The 19296-nt window shown below is 66.7% G+C and carries 16 protein-coding genes; 6 read left to right on the forward strand and 10 right to left on the reverse strand.

The features are described 5' to 3' along the window. Positions 1-285 (reverse strand): ATP-binding cassette domain-containing protein (locus tag Y704_RS21485; RefSeq protein ID WP_035772873.1); only part of this gene is annotated, 285 nt, incomplete at its 3' end. A gap of 89 nt (positions 286-374) precedes the next feature. On the opposite strand from Y704_RS21485, the gene Y704_RS0114190 reads away from it, so the two are divergent. Beyond that, on the forward strand, positions 375-1004 hold the full coding sequence (locus Y704_RS0114190) for a PH domain-containing protein (protein WP_026550608.1): 630 nt from the start codon (positions 375-377) through the stop codon (positions 1002-1004). Between the two features lie 50 nt (positions 1005-1054). Here the strand turns inward: Y704_RS0114190 and Y704_RS21490 are convergent, their stop codons facing one another. The 3 genes from Y704_RS21490 to Y704_RS0114205 all read right to left on the reverse strand — a co-directional run bounded on the left by Y704_RS21490 (position 1055) and on the right by Y704_RS0114205 (position 5652). Then, positions 1055-2074 carry an ABC transporter permease gene (locus tag Y704_RS21490; RefSeq protein WP_081747673.1) on the reverse strand — a complete coding sequence of 340 codons (1020 nt, stop codon included), beginning with the start codon at positions 2072-2074 and terminating at the stop codon, positions 1055-1057. Further along, on the reverse strand, positions 2071-3612 hold the full coding sequence (locus Y704_RS0114200) for an ABC transporter permease (protein ID WP_026550609.1): 1542 nt from the start codon (positions 3610-3612) through the stop codon (positions 2071-2073). The genes Y704_RS21490 and Y704_RS0114200 overlap by 4 nt, the downstream gene beginning before the upstream one ends. A 246-nt stretch (positions 3613-3858) precedes the next feature. Then, the gene (locus tag Y704_RS0114205) at positions 3859-5652 is read right to left on the reverse strand and encodes an ABC transporter family substrate-binding protein (protein ID WP_026550610.1); all 1794 of its coding nucleotides are present in this window, start codon (positions 5650-5652) and stop codon (positions 3859-3861) included. A 370-nt stretch (positions 5653-6022) separates the two neighbouring features. Between Y704_RS0114205 and Y704_RS21495 the strand changes: the two genes are divergently transcribed. Beyond that, positions 6023-6256, forward strand: a complete 234-nt coding sequence (locus Y704_RS21495; protein ID WP_035772875.1) for a helix-turn-helix domain-containing protein — start codon at positions 6023-6025, stop codon at positions 6254-6256. 267 nt (positions 6257-6523) lie between these two features. Here the strand turns inward: Y704_RS21495 and Y704_RS0114215 are convergent, their stop codons facing one another. Next, complete coding sequence (locus Y704_RS0114215; RefSeq protein WP_026550611.1) at positions 6524-8137, reverse strand: cryptochrome/photolyase family protein; 1614 nt, start codon at positions 8135-8137, stop codon at positions 6524-6526. 94 nt (positions 8138-8231) lie between these two features. Beyond that, entirely contained in the window at positions 8232-8834 is a 603-nt protein-coding gene (locus Y704_RS21500) for a phosphatase PAP2 family protein (RefSeq protein ID WP_051477105.1), read from the reverse strand. Positions 8835-8918: 84 nt separating this feature from the next. Here Y704_RS21500 and Y704_RS0114225 point away from each other — a divergent pair, with 84 nt between their 5' ends. Next, the gene (locus Y704_RS0114225) at positions 8919-11174 is read left to right on the forward strand and encodes a beta-glucosidase family protein (protein WP_026550612.1); all 2256 of its coding nucleotides are present in this window, start codon (positions 8919-8921) and stop codon (positions 11172-11174) included. A gap of 23 nt (positions 11175-11197) precedes the next feature. On the opposite strand, the gene Y704_RS0114230 is transcribed toward Y704_RS0114225, so the two are convergent. Both Y704_RS0114230 and ychF read right to left on the reverse strand, forming a co-directional pair. After that, entirely contained in the window at positions 11198-12661 is a 1464-nt protein-coding gene (locus Y704_RS0114230) for an MGDG synthase family glycosyltransferase (RefSeq protein WP_026550613.1), read from the reverse strand. 145 nt (positions 12662-12806) lie between these two features. After that, on the reverse strand, positions 12807-13892 hold the full coding sequence (gene ychF / locus Y704_RS0114235) for a redox-regulated ATPase YchF (RefSeq protein WP_026550614.1): 1086 nt from the start codon (positions 13890-13892) through the stop codon (positions 12807-12809). Between the two features lie 117 nt (positions 13893-14009). Between ychF and Y704_RS21505 the strand changes: the two genes are divergently transcribed. Beyond that, on the forward strand, positions 14010-15317 hold the full coding sequence (locus tag Y704_RS21505) for a DNA recombination protein RmuC (protein WP_051477107.1): 1308 nt from the start codon (positions 14010-14012) through the stop codon (positions 15315-15317). A 2-nt stretch (positions 15318-15319) separates the two neighbouring features. On the opposite strand, the gene Y704_RS0114245 is transcribed toward Y704_RS21505, so the two are convergent. Together Y704_RS0114245 and Y704_RS21510 are read right to left on the reverse strand one after the other, a co-directional pair. Beyond that, positions 15320-16417 (reverse strand): 4-hydroxy-3-methylbut-2-enyl diphosphate reductase, encoded by a 1098-nt coding sequence (locus Y704_RS0114245; protein ID WP_026550615.1) that lies wholly within the window; start codon positions 16415-16417, stop codon positions 15320-15322. Positions 16418-16478: 61 nt separating this feature from the next. After that, positions 16479-17324 (reverse strand): hypothetical protein, encoded by an 846-nt coding sequence (locus Y704_RS21510; protein ID WP_051477110.1) that lies wholly within the window; start codon positions 17322-17324, stop codon positions 16479-16481. A 467-nt stretch (positions 17325-17791) separates the two neighbouring features. Between Y704_RS21510 and xseA the strand changes: the two genes are divergently transcribed. Continuing rightward, on the forward strand, positions 17792-19036 hold the full coding sequence (gene xseA / locus Y704_RS0114260) for an exodeoxyribonuclease VII large subunit (protein ID WP_026550616.1): 1245 nt from the start codon (positions 17792-17794) through the stop codon (positions 19034-19036). Between the two features lie 51 nt (positions 19037-19087). Continuing rightward, the coding region (locus tag Y704_RS0114265) for an exodeoxyribonuclease VII small subunit (protein ID WP_026550617.1) at positions 19088-19296 on the forward strand (209 nt) is incomplete at its 3' end.

Consider the following 19296-nt stretch of genomic DNA (forward strand, 5'->3'; position numbering starts at 1 on the left):
GAGTACTGACCTGCCGTTGAGCAGCACCTGGCCGGTCACGCGGCTGTTCGACGGCAGCAGACCCAGCAGGGACATCGAACTGGCGCTCTTGCCGGACCCTGATTCACCGACGATCGCGAGTACTTCGCCCGCATTGACGTGGTAGTTGAGATTGACGGCTGCCGGGACCCATTTCTTCTCGACGCCGAAGTGCACGCTGAGATTCCGCACCTCGAGGACAGGCCCCTGTCCTCCGGGAGGAGCCGGGCGTAGGTCGCCGGTACTGCCGATAAGTTCCGGATTCATGATGTGCTTCCTTCCGTTAAGTGCCGGTCCGGTGCACCACTGACGGCGTGCTGCGCCGGGACGGCCCAGGATCCTGAAACTATGGGTGCATGAACACACCCGAAGACACTCCCGCGGCTCTGGTGTTCAAACCGCGGACCAGCAAATGGTTCACCCTCATCGCGTTCGTCCTCGTGGGGATGGGACTCGTTTCGCTTGCCGCGACCGAGGGGCCCGCCGGACTGCTGGGCGCCTGGCCCCTGCTCGCCGTCGCCTACGGGGCGTGGTGGCTGTTCTGGTATCCCACCGTCGTCGTGGACCGCACCGCCGTGACACTGCGGAATCCGCTCGCGACGATCAGCGTCCCCTGGGCCGCGCTCGTCCACGTGGACACGAAATACGCCCTTCAGCTCGTCACCCCCCGACGGTCCTACTCGGCGTGGGCGGCGCCCGCACCCGGGGTGTGGGGAACCCATGCCGGGAAGGTGGAACACCTGACCAATCTGCCCGCGTCCAGCTACGGCCCCGGAGCCTCGGTTCGTCCGGGCGACCTCAAGCACACCGATTCCGGCTACGCGGCGTTCCTGGTGAGGTCCCGGTGGGAATCGATGATCGACAGCGGGGAGCTCGACGTCGATCAGACGGATTCCGCGCGCGTCACGCGTCGGGTGAACTGGATCCTGATCGTGCCGGCCCTGGTTCTTCTGGGTGCCAGCGTCGCGTCCCAGGGCACGGGGTGAGACGGCGGGGGCTGAGCTGAGACGGGCAGAGCCGCCGGGGCGGAGCCGGCTCACGCTGTGGTCCCGGCCTTGCGTACATTGAACTTCTTCTGCCGCGGGTCGAAGGCGTCGCGGAGTCCGTCGCCGATGAAGTTGATGGTGAGACAGATCAGCACGATGAACAGCCCGGGGAACCAGAACAGCCACGGCCGCGTCTGGAACGCCTGCTCATTCTGGCTGATGTTCAGCCCGAGCGACACGTCGGGCGCCTGCACGCCGAATCCGATATAGCTCAGTCCGGTTTCGAGGAGGATCGCGGCCGCCATCAGGAGCGTGGTGTTGACGATGATCACGCCCACCGCATTCGGGAGGATGTGCTTGAAGATGATCCTTCGGTTCGAGGCACCGGCGATCTTCGCGGCGTCGACGAATTCCCGCTCGCGCAGTGACAGGAATTCTCCGCGGACCAGGCGGGCCATGCCGGTCCACGCGATGAGGCCGAGGAAGATCCCGAGGAAGTACACGCGGACGCCCTCCCCCAGCGACGCCCCGACGTTCCGCCCGAGAACCGCCGCGAGCACGATCAGGGGAATGATGATGATGATGTCCGTGAACCGCATGAGCACGGCCTCCGTCATTCCGCGGAAGTAGCCGGAGCAGGCACCGATGACCACGCCGACGATTCCTGAGATCGAGCCGATCAGGAACATGATGATGATGGAGTTCTGCGCGCCGCGCATGGTCATGGCGAAGTAGTCCCGCCCGATGGCATCCTGCCCGAACGGATGGTCACCCCAGCTGAAGATGTTCGTGTACGTCGGCGCACCCCCGTTGACGACGGGCAGGAACTCGGTGTGGTTGTACTTCCACCATCCCGGAATGCCCGCGAATCCGAGGGACGAGAACGAGAGGATCAGGACGAGCGCGAACACCACGAGGCTGATGATAGCCGCCGTGTTGTCGAAGAAGCGCTTGCGCACGATCTGGCCCTGGGAGAGGCCCTTCAGCTCCGGCTCGACGGAGCCTCCTTCAGCCACGGGCGAGGGGCCGGGGTCACTGCCCGGGGACTTGGAGGTGTTCTGGATGGTCATGCTTTCACCCTTACGCGTGGGTCAAGGAACGAGTAGGCGAGGTCCGCGATGAGGTTGAAGACCAGGGCGAGGATGCCGACCACGAGGAAGAATCCCATGATGGGGTTCGGATCCGTACGCGCGAGGGCAGAGATGAAGAGCTGGCCCATCCCCGCGAAGGCGAACACCTGCTCGGTGATGACGGCACCACCGATCAGCGCTCCGATGTCGAAGGCGACCAGCGTGGCGAGGGGGATCAGGGCGTTCCGGAACGCGTGCCGCATCACGACGGTCCGCTCCGACAGGCCCTTCGCCCGAGCCGTCCGGATGTAGTCCATGCTCATGATCTCGAGCATCGATGCACGGGAGTACCGGCTGTAGCTCGCCAGGGACGCCAGCAGCAGTGCGAGGGTCGGCAGGAGGAGGTGGGTGAAGGAATCGAGGCCCATGATCCAGAAGTCACCTTCGAGGCCCGGCGTGGATGCTCCGATGGTCGCGATGGGCCGGCCCCGGATACGGGAGCTGCCGGTGTACAGCGGCCAGGTGACCATGAACCGATCAAGCACGATCAGCCCGCCCATGAGGAGCCCGGTGATTGCGGCGGAGCGCATGCTCTGGCCGCGGTCGTAGCCGCCCAGAACGTAGCCGACGACGAGGCCGACGACCACGGTGATGGCCGCGAGGAGGACGATCAGCCACAGGGTGGCGCCGGCCAGCAGCGGGTTGACGACGTAATAGGCGACCAGGCCGAGGGCCACCATGATCAGGGCGGAACCGAGGGCGCGCCTGTTCTTGAGGCCCGCGCTGAGCAGGGTGATCCCGTAGGCGATGGCCACTCCGGATACGAGGATGACGACGGGCCCGAGGCCCGGTTCCACGAACCAGCCGACGGCGTCGAGCACGGCCAGCAGTCCCCCGGCGAGAACTGCACCCAGCAGGAACGCGATTCCCTTGCGCTTCAGTGAACCACCAGCGAAGACCGCCCAGATGATTCCGCTGGCCAGGGCGACCACGACCACGGTGGTCAATGGAATTTCCGGGTCCGTCAGGAAGTTGTTGAAGCCGATGGCGCCGAATTCCTTGAGGAGAACCGCAAGCCAGAAGATCGGCAGGGAGAAGAAGAGGAAGGCCATGAAGGTGACGCCGTAATCCAGTCCGCTGTACTGGCGCAGTGCCGTGACGATGCCGAGCGAGATGCCGATGATGATGGCAAGGACCGTCGCCGTGGTGACGAGGAGGATGGTATTGCCCATTGCACGCGCGAGGGCATCAACCACCGCTTCACCCTGGATGCTCTGTCCGAGGTCGCACGAACCGGCGAACGGGATCACGCATTTCACGGCGCCCGACAGCCAGCCGAAGTAGCGCAGCGGCGCCGGAGTGTTGAGGTTCAGCAGCTCCGTGCGCGCCTGGATGAGCTGGTCCCGGTTCGGGGCGTTGCTCGCTTGCAGGTCCGCCAGCGGGTCCCCCGACGCCGCTGTCAGGAGGTACACCAGGTATGACGCTCCGAAAAGGATCAGGACGGCGGTCACCAGCCGCCGCACGATGTAAGTCACCATATTGTCTTTGCCTCAAAGTAGGTTCCCGTGGGTCCCAGCGTCCCACGGCGTCAGTGTAATGCAGGTCACCAAGGGGTGGAATTCGGCCCGTGCCGGATCCGGTCCGGAATCGTGCGGCGCTTTCCGCCGGCGCGCAGTACGTCGAAAGGCGCCGCGACCGGTGGATATCCGGTCCCGGCGCCTTCCGTTCGGTGACGATTCCCGTTCGGTTACGAGTTCCGTTCGGTTACGAGCGAGGGCGGAGCGTTACTGCGTTACCTGCCAGTCCCAGAAGTTCCACCAGACGCCGGTCTGGTTGGGCATGTAGGCAACACCGGTGACGGTATCGCTGTAGGCGTCGACGCCGGGCACCTGGAACAGGGGCAGGCCATAGCTGGAGTCCCAGATGAACTTGTCGATCTCGATCTGGAGGCGCTTCTGCTCCTCGGGATCGGTTTCAACGATGAGCTGGTCCATGAGGGCATCGGCTTCAGGGCTCGTGAACCCGTTGAAGTTCGAGCCGTTCGCCGACTTGAAGATCTGCGGGACACCGGACACGCCGACGCCCGAATTGATCCAGCCGAAGATGGAGGCGTCATAGGTACCGTTACCGAGTGCTGATCCCCAGTCGGACGCTCCCAGGCCGCCGTCGACGACGTTGAAGCCGGCCTGCGACGCGGACTCCGCGATCAGCGTGTAGGCGTCAAGGCGGTTGGGATTGTCCCGGTTGTACATGATGCGGACCTCGGGAGTGGCTCCCGCGAGGAGTTCCCGCGCGCCCTCGATGTCGGCCTCGGCGTACTCCGCGGAGCCGTTGTTGGCGATGGTTTCCTCATAGCCGTCCTGATCCGACAGGAAGAGCTGCGAATCGAGCGGTGCGGCCTCGGGGTTCAGCTTCTTGATGATCGAGTCCACGATCTGCTGGCGTGGCACCGTCTTCATGAACGCCTCGCGCACACTCTCCTCAGCGAAGACGCCGGAGAAGTTGAGGTCGAGGTGGTCGTAGGACAGCTGGTTGCCGCGTTCGACGGTGATGCCCTCGAGCGCCTCGAGCTGCTCCACCGTGTCGGCCGAGGCCTGGGGAGCGATGATGTCGACTTCGCCGTTCTGCAGTGCCTGCACCTGCGCCGGGGCCTCACCGATGTAGCGGATGGTGATCTCGTCGACGCTCGGCATGGGGCCCCAGTCGTAATCCTCGTTGCGCGTCAGCGTCATCGACTGGTCGGGCGTGATGGCGGAGACGATGTACGGGCCGTTGGAAAGGTACAGCGACTGGTCGGTCGGCAGTGACTTGGTGTCGAACCCGGCGTTCCAGAAGTCCGCGACGGCCTGCAGTTCCGGCCGCTCCTCGGGAGCTGCCGGATCACCCTCGGGCGTCGTCCGGATGAGTTCGATCAGCGCCTCCTCATCGGCCAGGCCGCCGTTGGTCGCGACGACGTGCGCCGGCATGCCGATACCGCCCTCGGTCATCGTGCCGAACGCTACTTCGTAGTCGGCGAACGGTTCCGAGTATTCCAGGGTGATCGAGCGGCCGTCATCACCCACCTCGGGGAGCTCGGTGAGGCCGAGACCGCCGGTGTCGCCCGCGTAGTCGAAGTAGGTGGTGCCGGAGGTGACCTCCCCGGCGTCGTCGGTGGTCGAGTCGTTGAAGTGACCGGAACCGATCGCCCAGGCAAGGAGGAGATCGCCCGCGTCGACTGGTTCGCCGTCGGACCAGTTCACGCCCTCGTTCACGGTGTACTTCACACTCAAAGGATCCTCAGACAGCACCTCGTAGGTGCCGAAGTCTTCGTTCGGTACAACTTCAAGATCGTTGTTGATGTAGTTGAACCCCGAATGGGTCGCGTAGGCAATCTTGCCGTTGATATCGACGTTGCCCTCCGACGTGCCGGAGTTGAAGGAACTGAAGGCGTTCACTTCGACGACGCGGACTTCTCCGCCGGTCGCTTCGGCATCGGCGCTTTCAGGTGTTTCAGTACCGGTGTTGGCAGTGCAGGCGCTCAGTGCGAGCGCAGCTACTGCTGCGACCCCCACGGCTTTGGAAGTACGTCCGAAACGCATTCCGCCTCCTCTTTCTTGGTGTGGACCCAGCTTCACTCAATGTCATGTGACATGGCGGTGGACGCGTACTTCGGTGAAGTGGCGCGCATCACGTGAGCAGAATCCTAACCGCGCCGGGTTACCGCCAAGTACCGAATCGCCACGGCGATCATCGTTGTTATCGAAAAGCAACCAAAATGTTCGGCGGGTTCCGGCCGCCCTTCGGCATACCCCGGCCCGCTGTGAGACCGGACACCAAATGATGATCAGCAGGCTTGCTATTGGGTAGCATAGGGGGCTGGCAATCCCTGCTCCGCCCGGCAAATCCCAGCGTGGCGCACGGATCGCGCCCCAGCGGGGGTCTGCGACCAAGAGATCGGATGAATGAACAATGTCCAGTATTGAACTTCCACGAGACCTTCTCACTGTCGCCGAAGTGGCCGGGATCATGCGCGTGTCGAGGATGACGGTGTACCGCCTGCTGCAGTCCGGGGCGCTGACCGGGGTCCGGTTCGGCCGCTCCTACCGCGTCAGTGAGAGCGCCCTGCAGCAGTACCTGCAGTCGTTCACCCCGCAGCACGAGTCCGACCAGAGGAATGCGGAACGGCACTCCAGGGCATCCTGACCCTTCCGCACGCGCGAGTACATCCGGCCGTGCGTCCCAAAGCTGTGTCAAGACGCACGGAGTCGGGCTGTCAAGGGACCCCTCCATTTCCGGTGGTGCTCGACCTTTCCCGGCGACCTTGCTCCACTGGAAGTGGCCCGGTGCGTCCAGAAGCGGGCGTCGAGGGCAGGCGGGGCTGCAGGGCATCCATGGCATGAGTGCCCTGCAGCCCTTCCGTTCACCTATCCGTCGAGGCGGAACTCCACGACGTCGCCGTCCGGGCCTTTTTCACGATTCACGAGTCCTGTCGCTCGGCGGCGTCGTTCTCAGCACCGGCGTTTCGTGCCCGACGTCGAGGAGAGCCTCAGCGTGACGTCGATGGCCGTCCCGCGTGGTCGGGTCCATGTCTTCAAGCTGGGAGACGACCAGTCGCATCCGCGGGTTTGCTTCCAGGACCACACGGTGATCCTCGACGAACGTCCAGTACAGACCATCCCAATCGGCCATCCACTGCCCCGCGGGGAGATCTGACATCTTCCGCAGGTAGTTGCTGCCCGATACATAGGGCTTGGTGGTGATCTCCTCCCCCGCGGCGAACTGGCTCATCGCGTAGACGTTGGGGACCATCACCCAGTCGTACGCGTCGATGAACAGCTCCATGAACCATTCGTAGACCCGATCGGGATGAATCCGCAGCAGGGACATCGCGTTGCCGAGCACCATCAGCCGCTCGATGTGGTGGGCATACCCGGTAGCGAGCACTCGGGAGATGACCATGTCCACGGGCGCCAATCCGGTGCTCGCGTCCCACCACCCGTCCCCGAGTGCGTTCTGGTGGTCGAGGTGGTTAGACGTACGCATCCGGCGGCCGCTGGTCCGGTAGGTGGCTCGCATGTATTCCCGCCAACCGATCACCTGCCGCACGAACCCCTCGACGGAGGCGAGCGGGATACTGGAATCGGCTCCCTCGAGTACCGTCCGTACGACGTCCCGCGGATCCAGCAGTCCGATGTTCAGCGCGGCGGTCAGCAGTCCGTGGGCGACGAACGGGTGCGCCGTGGAGATCGCGTCCTCGTAGGGCCCGAACTCGCCCAGGCGTTCGCGGACGAACTCCTGAAGATGCTTCCGGGCTTCGTCGCCGCTCGTGGGCCAGGCAAACAGGTGGGGATCCCCCGGAGCGTTTGGAAACTCCGCACTGACCCAGGCGATCGCGAGGTCGACCTCGGGAGGCACCCCGTCACCGACCTCGTCGGCGTCCGCCATCAGCGCTTCGATATCGAAGGTCCCCTCGCGCTGGAGCACCGGGTGGCGCGCGAATCGGCCCACGACCTGGGGAGTGTACCCGCGAGGAAGCTTCCTGCGGTTTTCGGCATCGAAGGACCACCTCCCGCCGAGGGGTTCCCCGTCGTCGAGCAGAATGCCGAGTCGACGGCGTTGCCACACATAGAAATCCTGCATACGGGGGTCGTTGTGTGAGAACCAGTCATCGATCTGCTCACGGTCAGTGAGGAAGTTCGGTGTCTCCAGCACGTCTTCCTGGCGCATCTGGTAGCCGCCGTCAGCGAGCCCAGCGAACAGATCCTGCTCGAGCCAGTCATCGACCACGTCGAACCAGGTCACCTGCACCGGGCCGCGGTTCCGAACGAACTCGGCGAGCTGATCGGAGGAGCTATGGTCGGCTTCGCTTCTAAGGACTTTCACCTCGTAGCCGTGCTCGCTCAGGCGTCGTGCGAAGCGGGTCAACGACGCGCGATGCAGGATCAGCTTGTGCGAATGGAACGCGTACTGGCGAAAGAGAAGGTCATGCTCGATGAGCACGAACACGGTGCCGCCTGCAACGTCGAGATGCTGATCGAAGAGCTGATGCGGCAGAACGAGGCGCACACAGGGGCCGGAATTCATACCTCAACGATAAAGCGGACGCCGTCTGCCGGGAGCATCGCAGCACTGGCTGCCGAACGAGCCTCCAGCTGGGCTGTTTCGCGGTCCCGCAGCGTCAAGGCAGGAGCAATGCGGCTGCAAAAGCCAGGCAGCCGGCAGCATAACCGGCCAGCACCTGTCCGGGTGTGTGGTCGCCCAGTTTCACCCTGGACCATCCCACCGCTGATGCAAGCAGCAGAGCCAGTGCTGGTCCGATGACCGGAACAGGCACGAGCAGGGCCAGTCCGACATACGCGGCCACGGCCGAATGAACAGAGAGCTTCCACACCAGGTTCGCCATCAGACAGAGCACCAGACCGATGAAGACTCCGCCGATCTCGCCGAAGAGCACCGCCGGTGCCTGCAGGAGCACCAGCAGCAGAGCACCAATCCCCAGCGAGAGGGCTGCGGCGGCCATGACAGGGGCCCTGTGTTCGCGGACGCTGACATGGTGGTCAGTGACGGATCCGCGATGCTTCAGCCACAGGACCAATGTGAACGGCAGACCTACGCTGAAGACTGCTGCTGTGATGGTCTGGGTCCACGTCACGCCTGGAGAAAGCAGGGGCTGCAACAGCAGGAGGACACCTACGAGCACAGTGGGCGCGAAGACTTCAGTCACGATGCGCGCCCAGGTCCGGCTGGTGTGTGCGGCGGGTATCTGCTGGATTTCCGGCATCAGACGATCATACGAGCAGCAGCGCGTCAGTCCGCAATGCCGCGCTTCCGCGCTCGCGCACCCACAGGGTGCAGAATTTGGTGCATGAAGATGACTGAAGGGCGCCGGGCAGCACGAGCGCAAGAGCCGGCACCGACGGACACGATGACGACGGAGGGCGCCGCGTACAGCGAGGCAGTCCGGGCAGTCCGGGTGGGCGAGCTCGACGCGGATGAGGCCGCGGATAAACTGATCGACCGGATGACGGACGGGGAGATCCTCGGACTGCTCGACGGCGACTCCCCCGGGCTGGTTCTCCCGCTCGTCCCGATGCTGCTCGGTCGGCGGCCTTTCGTGGCCGGGGCGGTCCCGCGGCTCGGCATCCCGGGCATCAGGTTCAGCGACGGCGGCCGCGGCGTCGTGATCGGGGCCTCCACCGCCTTCCCTGTGACGATGGCACGGGCAGCGACCTGGGACCCGTCCCTGGAGGAACGGGTCGGACTCGTGATCGGTCTCGAGACCAGGGCGTGCGGAGCAAACTACTCCGCCTCCGCCTGCGTGAACCTGCTTCGCCACCCCGCGTGGGGCCGGGCGCAGGAGTGCTACGGGGAGGATCCGGTGCTCACCGGCCGGATGGGATCGGCCCTCACCCGAGGCGTACGCGTGCACGTGATGGCGTGCGTGAAGCACTTCGCGCTCAACACGATGGAGGACGAACGCTTCGAGGTCGACGTGTCGGTCGACGAACACGCCCTGCACGAGGTGTACCTGCCGCATTTCAAGGCCGTCGTGGAAGCCGGCGCCGACTCCGTGATGAGTTCCTACAACCGGGTGCGGGGCGAATATATGGACGTCAATCGCGCCCTGCTGACGGATGTCTTGCGGCACGAATGGGGCTTCCCGGGGTTCGTGACGAGCGACTGGGTGTTCGGTACCCACGACGCGGTCGCCAGCCTGGAGGCGGGGATGGATGTGGAGATGCCGCTGCGGCTGCTGCGCGCCCGTGATCTGCCGGCCGCGCTGCGCAGCGGCGACCTGGCCCGCGCGACTGTGCTGCGGTCCGCGCGCCGAATCCTGCGCACGTGCGTGCTGCATGCCGCGACCCGGGAGTCGATGAGCCCGTCCCCTGCCCTCATCGCCTCCCCGGCGCACCGGGCGCTTGCCCACCAGGTCGCTGCGGAGTCGATCGTGCTCCTCAAGAACGAGACCGTCGGCGCGGCACCGCTTCTGCCGTTGGCGTCCGCCACCCGGCATGTCGCGGTGATCGGACGGCTCGCGGCGCGGGCGAACCTCGGCGATCATGGCTCGTCACGCGTTCGGCCACCCTCCACGGTCTCACCGTTGCAGGGGCTGCGCGAGGCACTTCCCTGGGTGCGGATCACGACCACTTCCGGGAGGAACGAGCGCGCCGCGGCCGCTCTGGCAGCCGCCGCAGAGCTGGCGATCGTCGTCGTCGGCCTGGACCAGCACGACGAGGGCGAGTCCGTGGTCACCGGCGGCGTCGACGTGGGCGTGCTCGGTCGGGCCTTCGGCTCGGGTCCCCTCCGTCGGTTGCTCATCGGTCTTGCTCACCTGGCGTCGCGTTTCGTCCGTGGAGGCGACCGCAACTCGCTCGACCTGCGCCCCTCCGATGTGCACCTCATCCACGCGGTGGTCGCCGCGAACCCTCGGACCGTCGTCGTGCTGATCGGCGGCAGCGCGATCCTCATGGAGGCGTGGCGGGACCGCGTGCCGGCGCTCCTCATCGCCTGGTACGGCGGTATGGAGGGCGGCCGCGCACTCGCGAGCGTGCTGACCGGCAGTGCGGAGCCCGGCGGGCGGCTGCCCTTCGTGCTGCCGACGGACGCCGCGCATCTGCCACCGTTCGACCGCGCGGCGAAATCCGTCGTCTACGACGACATATGGGGTCAGCGCCGGCTCGACGGCGAGGGACACACACCCGCATTCCCGTTCGGATTCGGTCTGGGCTACACGACGATCGAGCATCGGCTTCTCGACCATGAATTCGACGACACGGGCGGCAACGCGGACGTGCTCGTCACGAACACCGGCGGCCGCGAGGGCTCGACTGTCGTCCAGGTCTACGCCGCGGACGTGTCCGTCCGCAGGCCGGTGGCTCAGCTCCTGGGTTTCCGGAAGGTGTTGCTGCAGCCCGGCGAGGAGACGACAGTGCGGGTTCCCCTGGATGCGGGGCCCACCCTGCAGCGCGATCCGGCCACACGGCACTGGTCCCCCCGCGAGGGCGACTGGGCCCTGCTCGCCGCCCAGCACAGCCCGGGCAGCTGGGCGGACGCAGCCCGGTTGCGGCGCCCTGTGCGACCGATCGACGAGGAAGGCGCCTCGGACGGTCGGCCGACCTGAGGTCGATTTGTGCCGTCCGCCGGTCACCCGGGAAGGACACGCAGGGGTTTCGAGAGCCCCTCGACGCGGACGGGCAGCGCGTCGTCGCCCCGCAGCATGGCGCGCAGCAACCGCCGCGCCTCCCACCGGAGCGACACGGGCGCCTGGCCGCGCTGAAGCACCAGATCCCCGTTCGGAGTCGCGTACCGCCTCTGCAGATCCCCCAGCTCCTGGGCTTGCAGCAGCGCGACCGTGCTACCCGCGGCCGAGTCGACCAGGCGGACCAGCGAGGAGGGTCCCGTCAGATCGGCCGCGACCAGGCGCTGCTCGCTCGCGGCGTGGATCGTCTTCTGCGCCGCGCGGGTCACGACCAGCGGACGGAACGGCCCGTCCAGCAGACCGGTCAGCACATCCGCCGCGGCATCAGGGCGTCCGATTCTCCGCGCCGCCACCTGCATCCGCTGCAGGCGCCCCGGCTCGCGGAGCACCTCGTCGATCTTCCAGCCGATCGTCGCGGCGGTGTTGCACCGGACGGCAGCCCCCTGCTCCAACAGGTAGTCGCCGTTGCGAACCTCCTGCCCCGGGATGGGATTCACCAGCACCATGGGCAGCCCCGCAGCCATGCACTCCGACGCCGACAGCCCGCCCGGCTTGCCCACGAACAGGTCGGCGCGGCGCAGCAACTGCGGCATCTCCGCCGTGAAGCCGAGCACACTGTAGCGGTCGCCGGCGGACGCGACCAACTGCTCGATGCGCTGCCGCAGCGCATCGTTGCGTCCGCACACCACCGTGGCCGTGAACGGCGTACGCATGTGCATCGTCTGCCGCACCACCGAGACGGCATAGTCGCCACCGGTCGCGCCCGCCGAGATCAGCAGCATCGGGGGCTCGTCGGTATCGCGCGCGGGCGCGGCATCGAGCTGTCGGGCGATCGGGATGCCCGTGGCCGCGACGCGGTCGGGAGGAAGGCCGAGCGCCATCAGCTCCTCCCTCCCCTCCTCCCTGGCCACGAAGAGCGCGTGGAACGCGCCCGGGAGCCACAGCCCCTGGAAGTCGTAGTCCGTCGTCACGACGGCGGTCCTCGCGTCGATCACGCCGCGAAGGAGCAGTGACGCCAACAGCTGGGCCGGCAGGAAGTGCGTGCACACGATCGCGGTCGGGCGGAATCGCCTGATCGCACCGATGACCGGAACGGCGTTCGCCCGTGTCCAGGGGTCGATCGGGCCGCGGCGCCGGAACGGCGGGTCGCTGAGGTCGTAGCCCCACTCGACCAGCCAGGGCGCACCCTCGACCAGGACGAAGTAGCCCTTTCCCAGCAGTGCGCGGTAGAGCACGCTACTCACCTGCAGCACGTCCAGCACCTGCACCTCGGCGATGTCGTCGCGCGCGGCGCACGCCTCCTGCACCGCCGCCGCGGCACTGTTGTGCCCCGATCCCACCCCTGCGGACAGGATCAGTACGCGCTCCCCTCCAGCGGTGTCGGGGCCTCGTGCCGACGTCTTGCGCATGAAGAGAGGCTAGCAGGCCACATCACCCGGACGAGGGCCTGGCCGTGCTCCCCGCAGTGCTCAAGTCTGGTGATGGAAGGTTTACCGTGGCGCCTGCACAGTGGGAAGCGGGCCGCAGCGTTCGTCCCGTCGGCTGACCTGCCGGTCAGACATTGAACCTGAACTCAACGACGTCGCCGTCGGACATGACGTATTCCTTGCCTTCAATGCGCACCTTGCCGCGGGACTTGGCTTCGGCCATGGTCCGGGCGTCCATGAGGTCCTCGAAGTGGACAACCTCGGCCTTGATGAAGCCGCGCTGGAAATCCGAGTGGATGACCCCTGCGGCCTCCGGGGCCGTGGCACCCTTCTTGATCGTCCAGGCGCGGGTTTCCTTGGGACCGGCGGTGAGGTAGGTCTGCAGCCCGAGGGTATGGAAGCCGACGCGCGCCAGCTGATCCAGCCCCGACTCCTCCTGGCCGTTCATCTCGAGCATCTCGCGGGCCTCGGCTTCGTCGAGCTCCACGAGGTCGGCTTCGAGCTTCGCATCGAGGAAGATGCAGTCGGCCGGCGCCACTAGCGTGCGTAGTTCCTCCTGGCGCTCCGGGCTCCCGAGCACCGCGTCGTCGACGTTGAACACGTAGATGAAGGGCTTGGCGGTGAGCAGGCTCAGCTCACGCAGGTGCTCCATCTCGAGCATGTCGCTCTTCACCGAGGAGAAAATCGTGTCGCCGCGCTCCAGAACGGTCTGGGCCGCCTGCATCGCGGTGAGCTGCGCGGCCTCACGCTTCTTGATCTTCACTTCCTTCTCGACGCGCGGAATTGCCTTCTCGAGGGTCTGCAGGTCGGCGAGAATCAATTCCGTGTTGATGGTCTCCATGTCAGAGCGGGGATCGACCTTGCCGTCGACGTGGATGACGTCGGGATCATCGAAGACGCGGATGACCTGGGCGATGGCCTCGGCCTCACGGATGTTTGCGAGGAACTTGTTGCCTAAGCCCTCACCCTCCGAGGCGCCTTTGACTATCCCCGCGATGTCCACGAAGGAGACGGTGGCCGGCAGGATCTGCTTCGACCCGAAGACGTCGGCGAGCTGTGCAAGGCGCGGGTCGGGAAGGCTGACCACGCCGACATTCGGCTCGATGGTGGCGAACGGATAGTTCGCCGCCAGAACGTTGTTGCGGGTCAGCGCGTTGAAGAGGGTTGATTTGCCGACGTTGGGCAGGCCGACGATGCCGATAGTTAGAGCCACGGGAATAGAGTCTACCGGGCCTCAGGGGCCCAGCCAGTGGCGGTGGCGGTTCATACCGCATGCTATCGCCGGAGCGCTTCGGCGGAAAAGGTCACCGCGTGGTGGCACAGTGATCGTATGAACAGTCTTGCGGTTGCCCTGGTCCTCCTCGCCTTCGTGCTGGGTTGTGTCGGAGGAGGCATCCTTGTCGCCCTGCTGATGCGCCGGCATGCTGCCGTCCTTCGCGAAGAGCTCGACGACGCCGTGAACCGCCTGGGAAGCACGACGTCGGCCCTCGCCGCTGCGACGGCGGAACGGAATCTCCTTTCGCACCATAACCGTGAGCTGTCGGGGCGGTCCTCGGAGGAGACCGACGTCCTGAGGGCCCTCGCGCCCGTGGCGGAGAAGCTCACGCAGGTCCAGCTGCAGGTGGGACTGCTGGAGCGCGACCGCGTGGAACAGTACGGGCAGCTGGCACGGCAGCTGGAAGAGGCACGCGACGCTGACGCCCGACTGCTGAGCACCACGCACTCGCTGGCCGCAGCGCTGCGAAGCAACAGCGCCCGGGGCCAGTGGGGCGAGGTGCAGCTGCGCCGCGTGGTCGAGGCCGCGGGAATGCTGGACCGGGTCGACTTCCTGGAGCAGGCATCGTTCCCCGCAGGTTCCGGCGGCCTGCATGCGGTGGACGGCCCGGCAGCTCTCGCACGTCCCGACATGGTGGTGAAGCTCCCCGGAGACAAGCAGCTGGTGATCGACGCAAAGGTGCCGCTGTCGGCATTTCTCCGGGCACAGGAGCTTCCGGGCGGCGACGGGTCTCCGTCTGAGGGGTCCGCGGCGTCCGAGCGGAGCGAACTGCTGAAACAGCATGCCAAAGCGCTTCGTGCGCACGTCGACGCACTCGCGAAGAAGAAGTACTGGGAAGGCACCAGCAACTCCCCCGAACTGGTCATCTGCTTCATCCCGGTGGAGTCCGTGTTATCCGCCGCACTCCGGGCCGACCCGGAACTCCTCGACTATGCCTTCAGCCGTAACGTGGCGCTTGCCTCGCCGGTGTCGCTTCTCGGCATTCTCAAAGGTGCCGCCTTCAGCTGGCGCCAGGACGTGCTGACGGAGAACGCCCGTGAACTCTTCGACCTGTCGCGCCAGCTGTACGAGCGGCTCGGAACAATGGGAACCCATGTCACGCGCCTGGGAGCCTCCCTTCGGACGTCCGTGGAGAAGTACAACTCGTTCGTCGGGGCACTGGAAACGCGTGTCCTGCCCACAGCGCGCCGGATCGGCGCCTTCGATGCGGCCTCACTTGCCTCCACCGAAGGCGGGCTTCCCGGCGCTGCGGCGGTCGATGCGGCACCGCGCTCCCTGAGCGCACCGGAACTCATGGACCGCCCCGACGAGGACGCGGGCGATGCCGGCATGGCCTTGCCGCCTCGGTACGGAACCGCCTGACGCTAGTTGAGGGTGCCCTGCCCGTTGCGCTTGAGGTTCCCGCCGCGGTTCGACGTGGTGTCCCCCATCGCCTTGAGTGCCGACCGGATTTCCTTCGGCAGGGAAAAGATGATGTCCTCCTGCGCCGTCACGACTTCCTCGACGTCCCCGTAGCCGTAGTCACCGAGGAGCCGCAGGACATCCTGCACAAGATTCTCCGGCACCGATGCCCCGGACGAGACACCGATGGTGGAGACGCCTTCGAACCAGGTTTCATCCACCTCGTTCGCGAAGTCGATCCGGTAGGAGGCCTTCGCCCCGTACTCCAGCGCGACTTCCACGAGGCGCACGGAGTTGGAGGAGTTGGCCGACCCGACGACGATCACGAGGTCCGACTCGGGTGCAATCTTCTTGATCGCCGCCTGTCGGTTCGAGGTCGCGTAGCAGATGTCGTCGCTCGGCGGATCCTGCAGGGTCGGGAAGCGCTCCTTGAGCAGGTTCACGGTGAGCATGGTCTCGTCAACGCTGAGCGTGGTCTGGGACAACCAGATGAGCCGTTCAGGATCGCGAACCCGGACCTTGTCGACGTCCTCGGGTCCGTTGACGATCTGAATGTGCTCGGGGGCCTCCCCGGCCGTACCCTCGACCTCCTCGTGACCCTCATGGCCGATGAGGAGGATGTCGAAATCATCCCGGGCAAAGCGCTGCGCCTCGCGGTGGACCTTGGTCACCAGCGGACAGGTGGCATCGATCGTGCGGAGTCCGCGGTCCGCGGCTGACTGCACGACGGCGGGCGACACCCCGTGCGCGGAGAACACCACGAGGGCCCCCTCGGGAACCTCGTCGGTCTCATCGACGAAGATGGCGCCCTTGGCTTCGAGGGTCGACACGACGTGCAGGTTGTGGACGATCTGCTTGCGCACATACACGGGTGGTCCGTAGTGTTCGATCGCCTTCTCCACCGCAATGACCGCGCGGTCCACTCCCGCGCAGTAACCGCGGGGTGCTGCAAGAAGGACGCGCCGGGTACCTTCCACCGGGGAAGCGGTGTGCACTTCCTCCGGCGAACGGCGACGCCGTGGAACGGTGGGCATGGGGACCTGGACTGCAGTGCTGGTCATCCCTCAATGCTAACGGTTCGCTGCCGGCCGCAGCCTGCCGGGACGGGTTCTTCGCGCAGGGCTAACTCCGCGTGCTCCGCTCAAGCGTGAGCCTCAGCGCTCCACCGATCACGACGGCGATGCCTCCCGCCACCAGAACGGGCAGGGACGACTCGGCGAGATCGAGGGCAACCCGGCCGGCCAGGCCTTCGGCGAAGACCTGTGCAACCCCGTTCTGCCCGGCTGCCGCCACCGCCGCGCCCGGCACCAGGGACGCCGCGAACCAGCCGGCGAGGCCGATGAGCGCGACGCCGCACCCCAGCAGTGCAATCGTGGTGCCTCGCCGTCGGGCGATCAACACTGCCAGCAGGGCGCAGATACCGGCTGCCCCGGCAATCAGCGGCCAGTTCCCGGCCGCATCCGCCACGATCCGGACGAGCCCTCCCCGCTCGAAGGACCCGATGTCCACTGTCGTGTCCGACGGAACGGGAACGTCGATCCCGAGGCTCGAGGCTGCGGTGTCCGCGACCAGCCGCGCCACCGGACCGAGGTCGAGGGACAGAGCAGCCGGCGCAGCGTCGCCGGTGCCCGCCGGTACTCCCGCGAACGTGACGGCGTGGGAGATCCGGAGCGTTTCGTTCCACGCCGACGGGTACGCGGCGGACCCGGTGACGGACGACGCCGCGTCGGCAATGACCGGCTCGATCACGTCGGTGATCCGGCCCGGCAGGCCGGCGCTTCCCACCACCTCGGCTGCCAGTGAATCCGAGAGGGCCGCCTGGAACCTCGGATCGTCGCCGAGCGGTGCGGCGAGCGCCACGAACCCCTGCTCCTGGACGAGGTTCTCCTCGACCCACACCGCCGAGAGGGCGCCGGCAGTCAGGACGAGCGCGAGCAGGGCGAAAACGGCTGAGGCAAGGGTACGCATGGAGTCCTTGGGTCGGGGATCCGGCTGAGGGTCGGGGATCCGGCTGAGGGTCGGGGATCCGGCTGAACCTTCGATTATGCCCGTTCCCAGGGTTGCGGTGCCTCGAGAGAGGCCCCGATGGCGGGACCGTTCCGCACATAGCGGACCGATACCGGGCTTTGTCGGTGCAAGCTGGTAGACATGGAGTTGACGATGCGCTGCCACGATCGAAGAAGGAGCAGACGCTGATGACAAGCGAGAACACGAGCGGCGGCGGCCTCCGCATGTCCCCTTCCGCGCCGGCTTCTTCCCCGCCGCCTCCGTCCCACCAGTCTCCGTCCCAGCAGCCACCGTCCCACCAGTCTCCGTCCCACCACTCTCCGTCCCAGCAGCCACCGTCCCACCAGTCTCCGTCCCTGCCCGACGGATCCGCGGCCCGCGCGGGGACACCGGGCTCCGGTCGGCCTCCCACTGCGCCGGCCACAACCCTGCCGGGCACGGCCGCTGAAACGTCCGCCGAGTCGCCGTGGCCCCTGCACGTGCTTTCCGAAAAGCTGAAAGCCCACATCGAGCGTGCCCCTGCCGCCTGGATCGAAGGGCAGGTGATCGAACTCAACCGGCGGGCGAACATGTGCTTCATCACGCTGCGGGATGTGAACGCCGAGGTGTCGCTCTCGCTGACCGTCTTCTCCAGCGTGCTGGACCGGCTTCCGCTGCCGCTCGAGCGCGGTTCCCGGGTGGTGGCGCAGCTGAAGCCGGACTTCTGGGTCAAGACCGGCCGGTTGTCCATGCAGACCCGCGACATCAGGCCGGTGGGCCTCGGCGACCTGCTCGCCCGGATAGAGCGCCTGCGCCAACTCCTCGCCGGGGAGGGGCTCTTCTCCCCCCAGCGCAAGCGCCCGCTGCCCCTGCTTCCGCACCGCATCGGCCTCATCACCGGCCGCGGCTCCGACGCCATGAAGGACGTGCTGCAGAACGCCTCGCGCCGGTGGCCCGCCGTGGAGTTCGAAATCCGTGAGGTGGCGGTACAGGGCGGAAGCTGCGTCGCCCAGGTGACGGCCGCCCTGGCCGAGCTCGACGCCCTGGAGGACGTGGACGTCATCATCATCGCCCGCGGCGGCGGCGCTCTCGAGGACCTGCTCCCCTTCAGCAGTGAGGAGATGGTCCGCGCGGTCGCTGCCGCCACCACACCGGTGGTGAGTGCCATCGGCCACGAAGCTGACCGTCCCCTGCTGGATGAAGTAGCCGACCTGCGGGCTTCCACCCCTACCGACGCGGCAAAGCGCGTGGTTCCCGACGTCGCCGAGGAGCTTCAGCGCATCGGCCGGGCCCGGGCGTCCCTTGAGCGCGCGGTGGGCACCCTGGTGGGCCGTGAGACGGAGCGTCTGGCCCACCTGAGGTCGCGGCCCTCCCTCGCCCGGCCCGAGGGGATGATCGATGTGCGCGAGGCCGACGTCGCACGGCTCAGGGAGCGCACACACCGGTCCGCCGTCGCCGCCGTGGATCGTGAGTCCGACAGTGTCCGCCACCTTCGTGCGCAGGTGCGGGCGCTGTCCCCGCAGAAAACCCTCGACCGCGGCTATGCCGTGGTCCAGTTGCACGACGGCAGTGTGGTGCGTGAGGCCGCCTCCGTCGAGCCGGGCGACCAGGTGCAGGTGCGGGTCGCCGCCGGTACGTTCTCCGCAGAAGTGACCATGGGCGACGACGATCCTGCGAACGGCTACCTCACCTAGACCCCGCAGCGCGGCCAGGCACGTTAATCCACCAGCAAAGGACACTCCCGAATGAGCCAGAACACCTCTTCCCCCACCGGGGGCGACGTCGCGGCCCTCTCCTATGAGCAGGCCCGCGAAGAGCTGCTGTCCGTCGTCACCCAGCTCGAAGCCGGCGGAGTCAGCCTCGAGCAGTCACTCACCCTCTGGGAGCGGGGTGAAGCCCTCGCCGATCACTGTGAGTCCTGGCTGGAGGGCGCCAAGAAACGGCTCGCCGCCGC

The organism is Arthrobacter sp. Br18 (assembly GCF_000520555.1).
Lineage (GTDB): Bacteria > Actinomycetota > Actinomycetes > Actinomycetales > Micrococcaceae > Arthrobacter_D.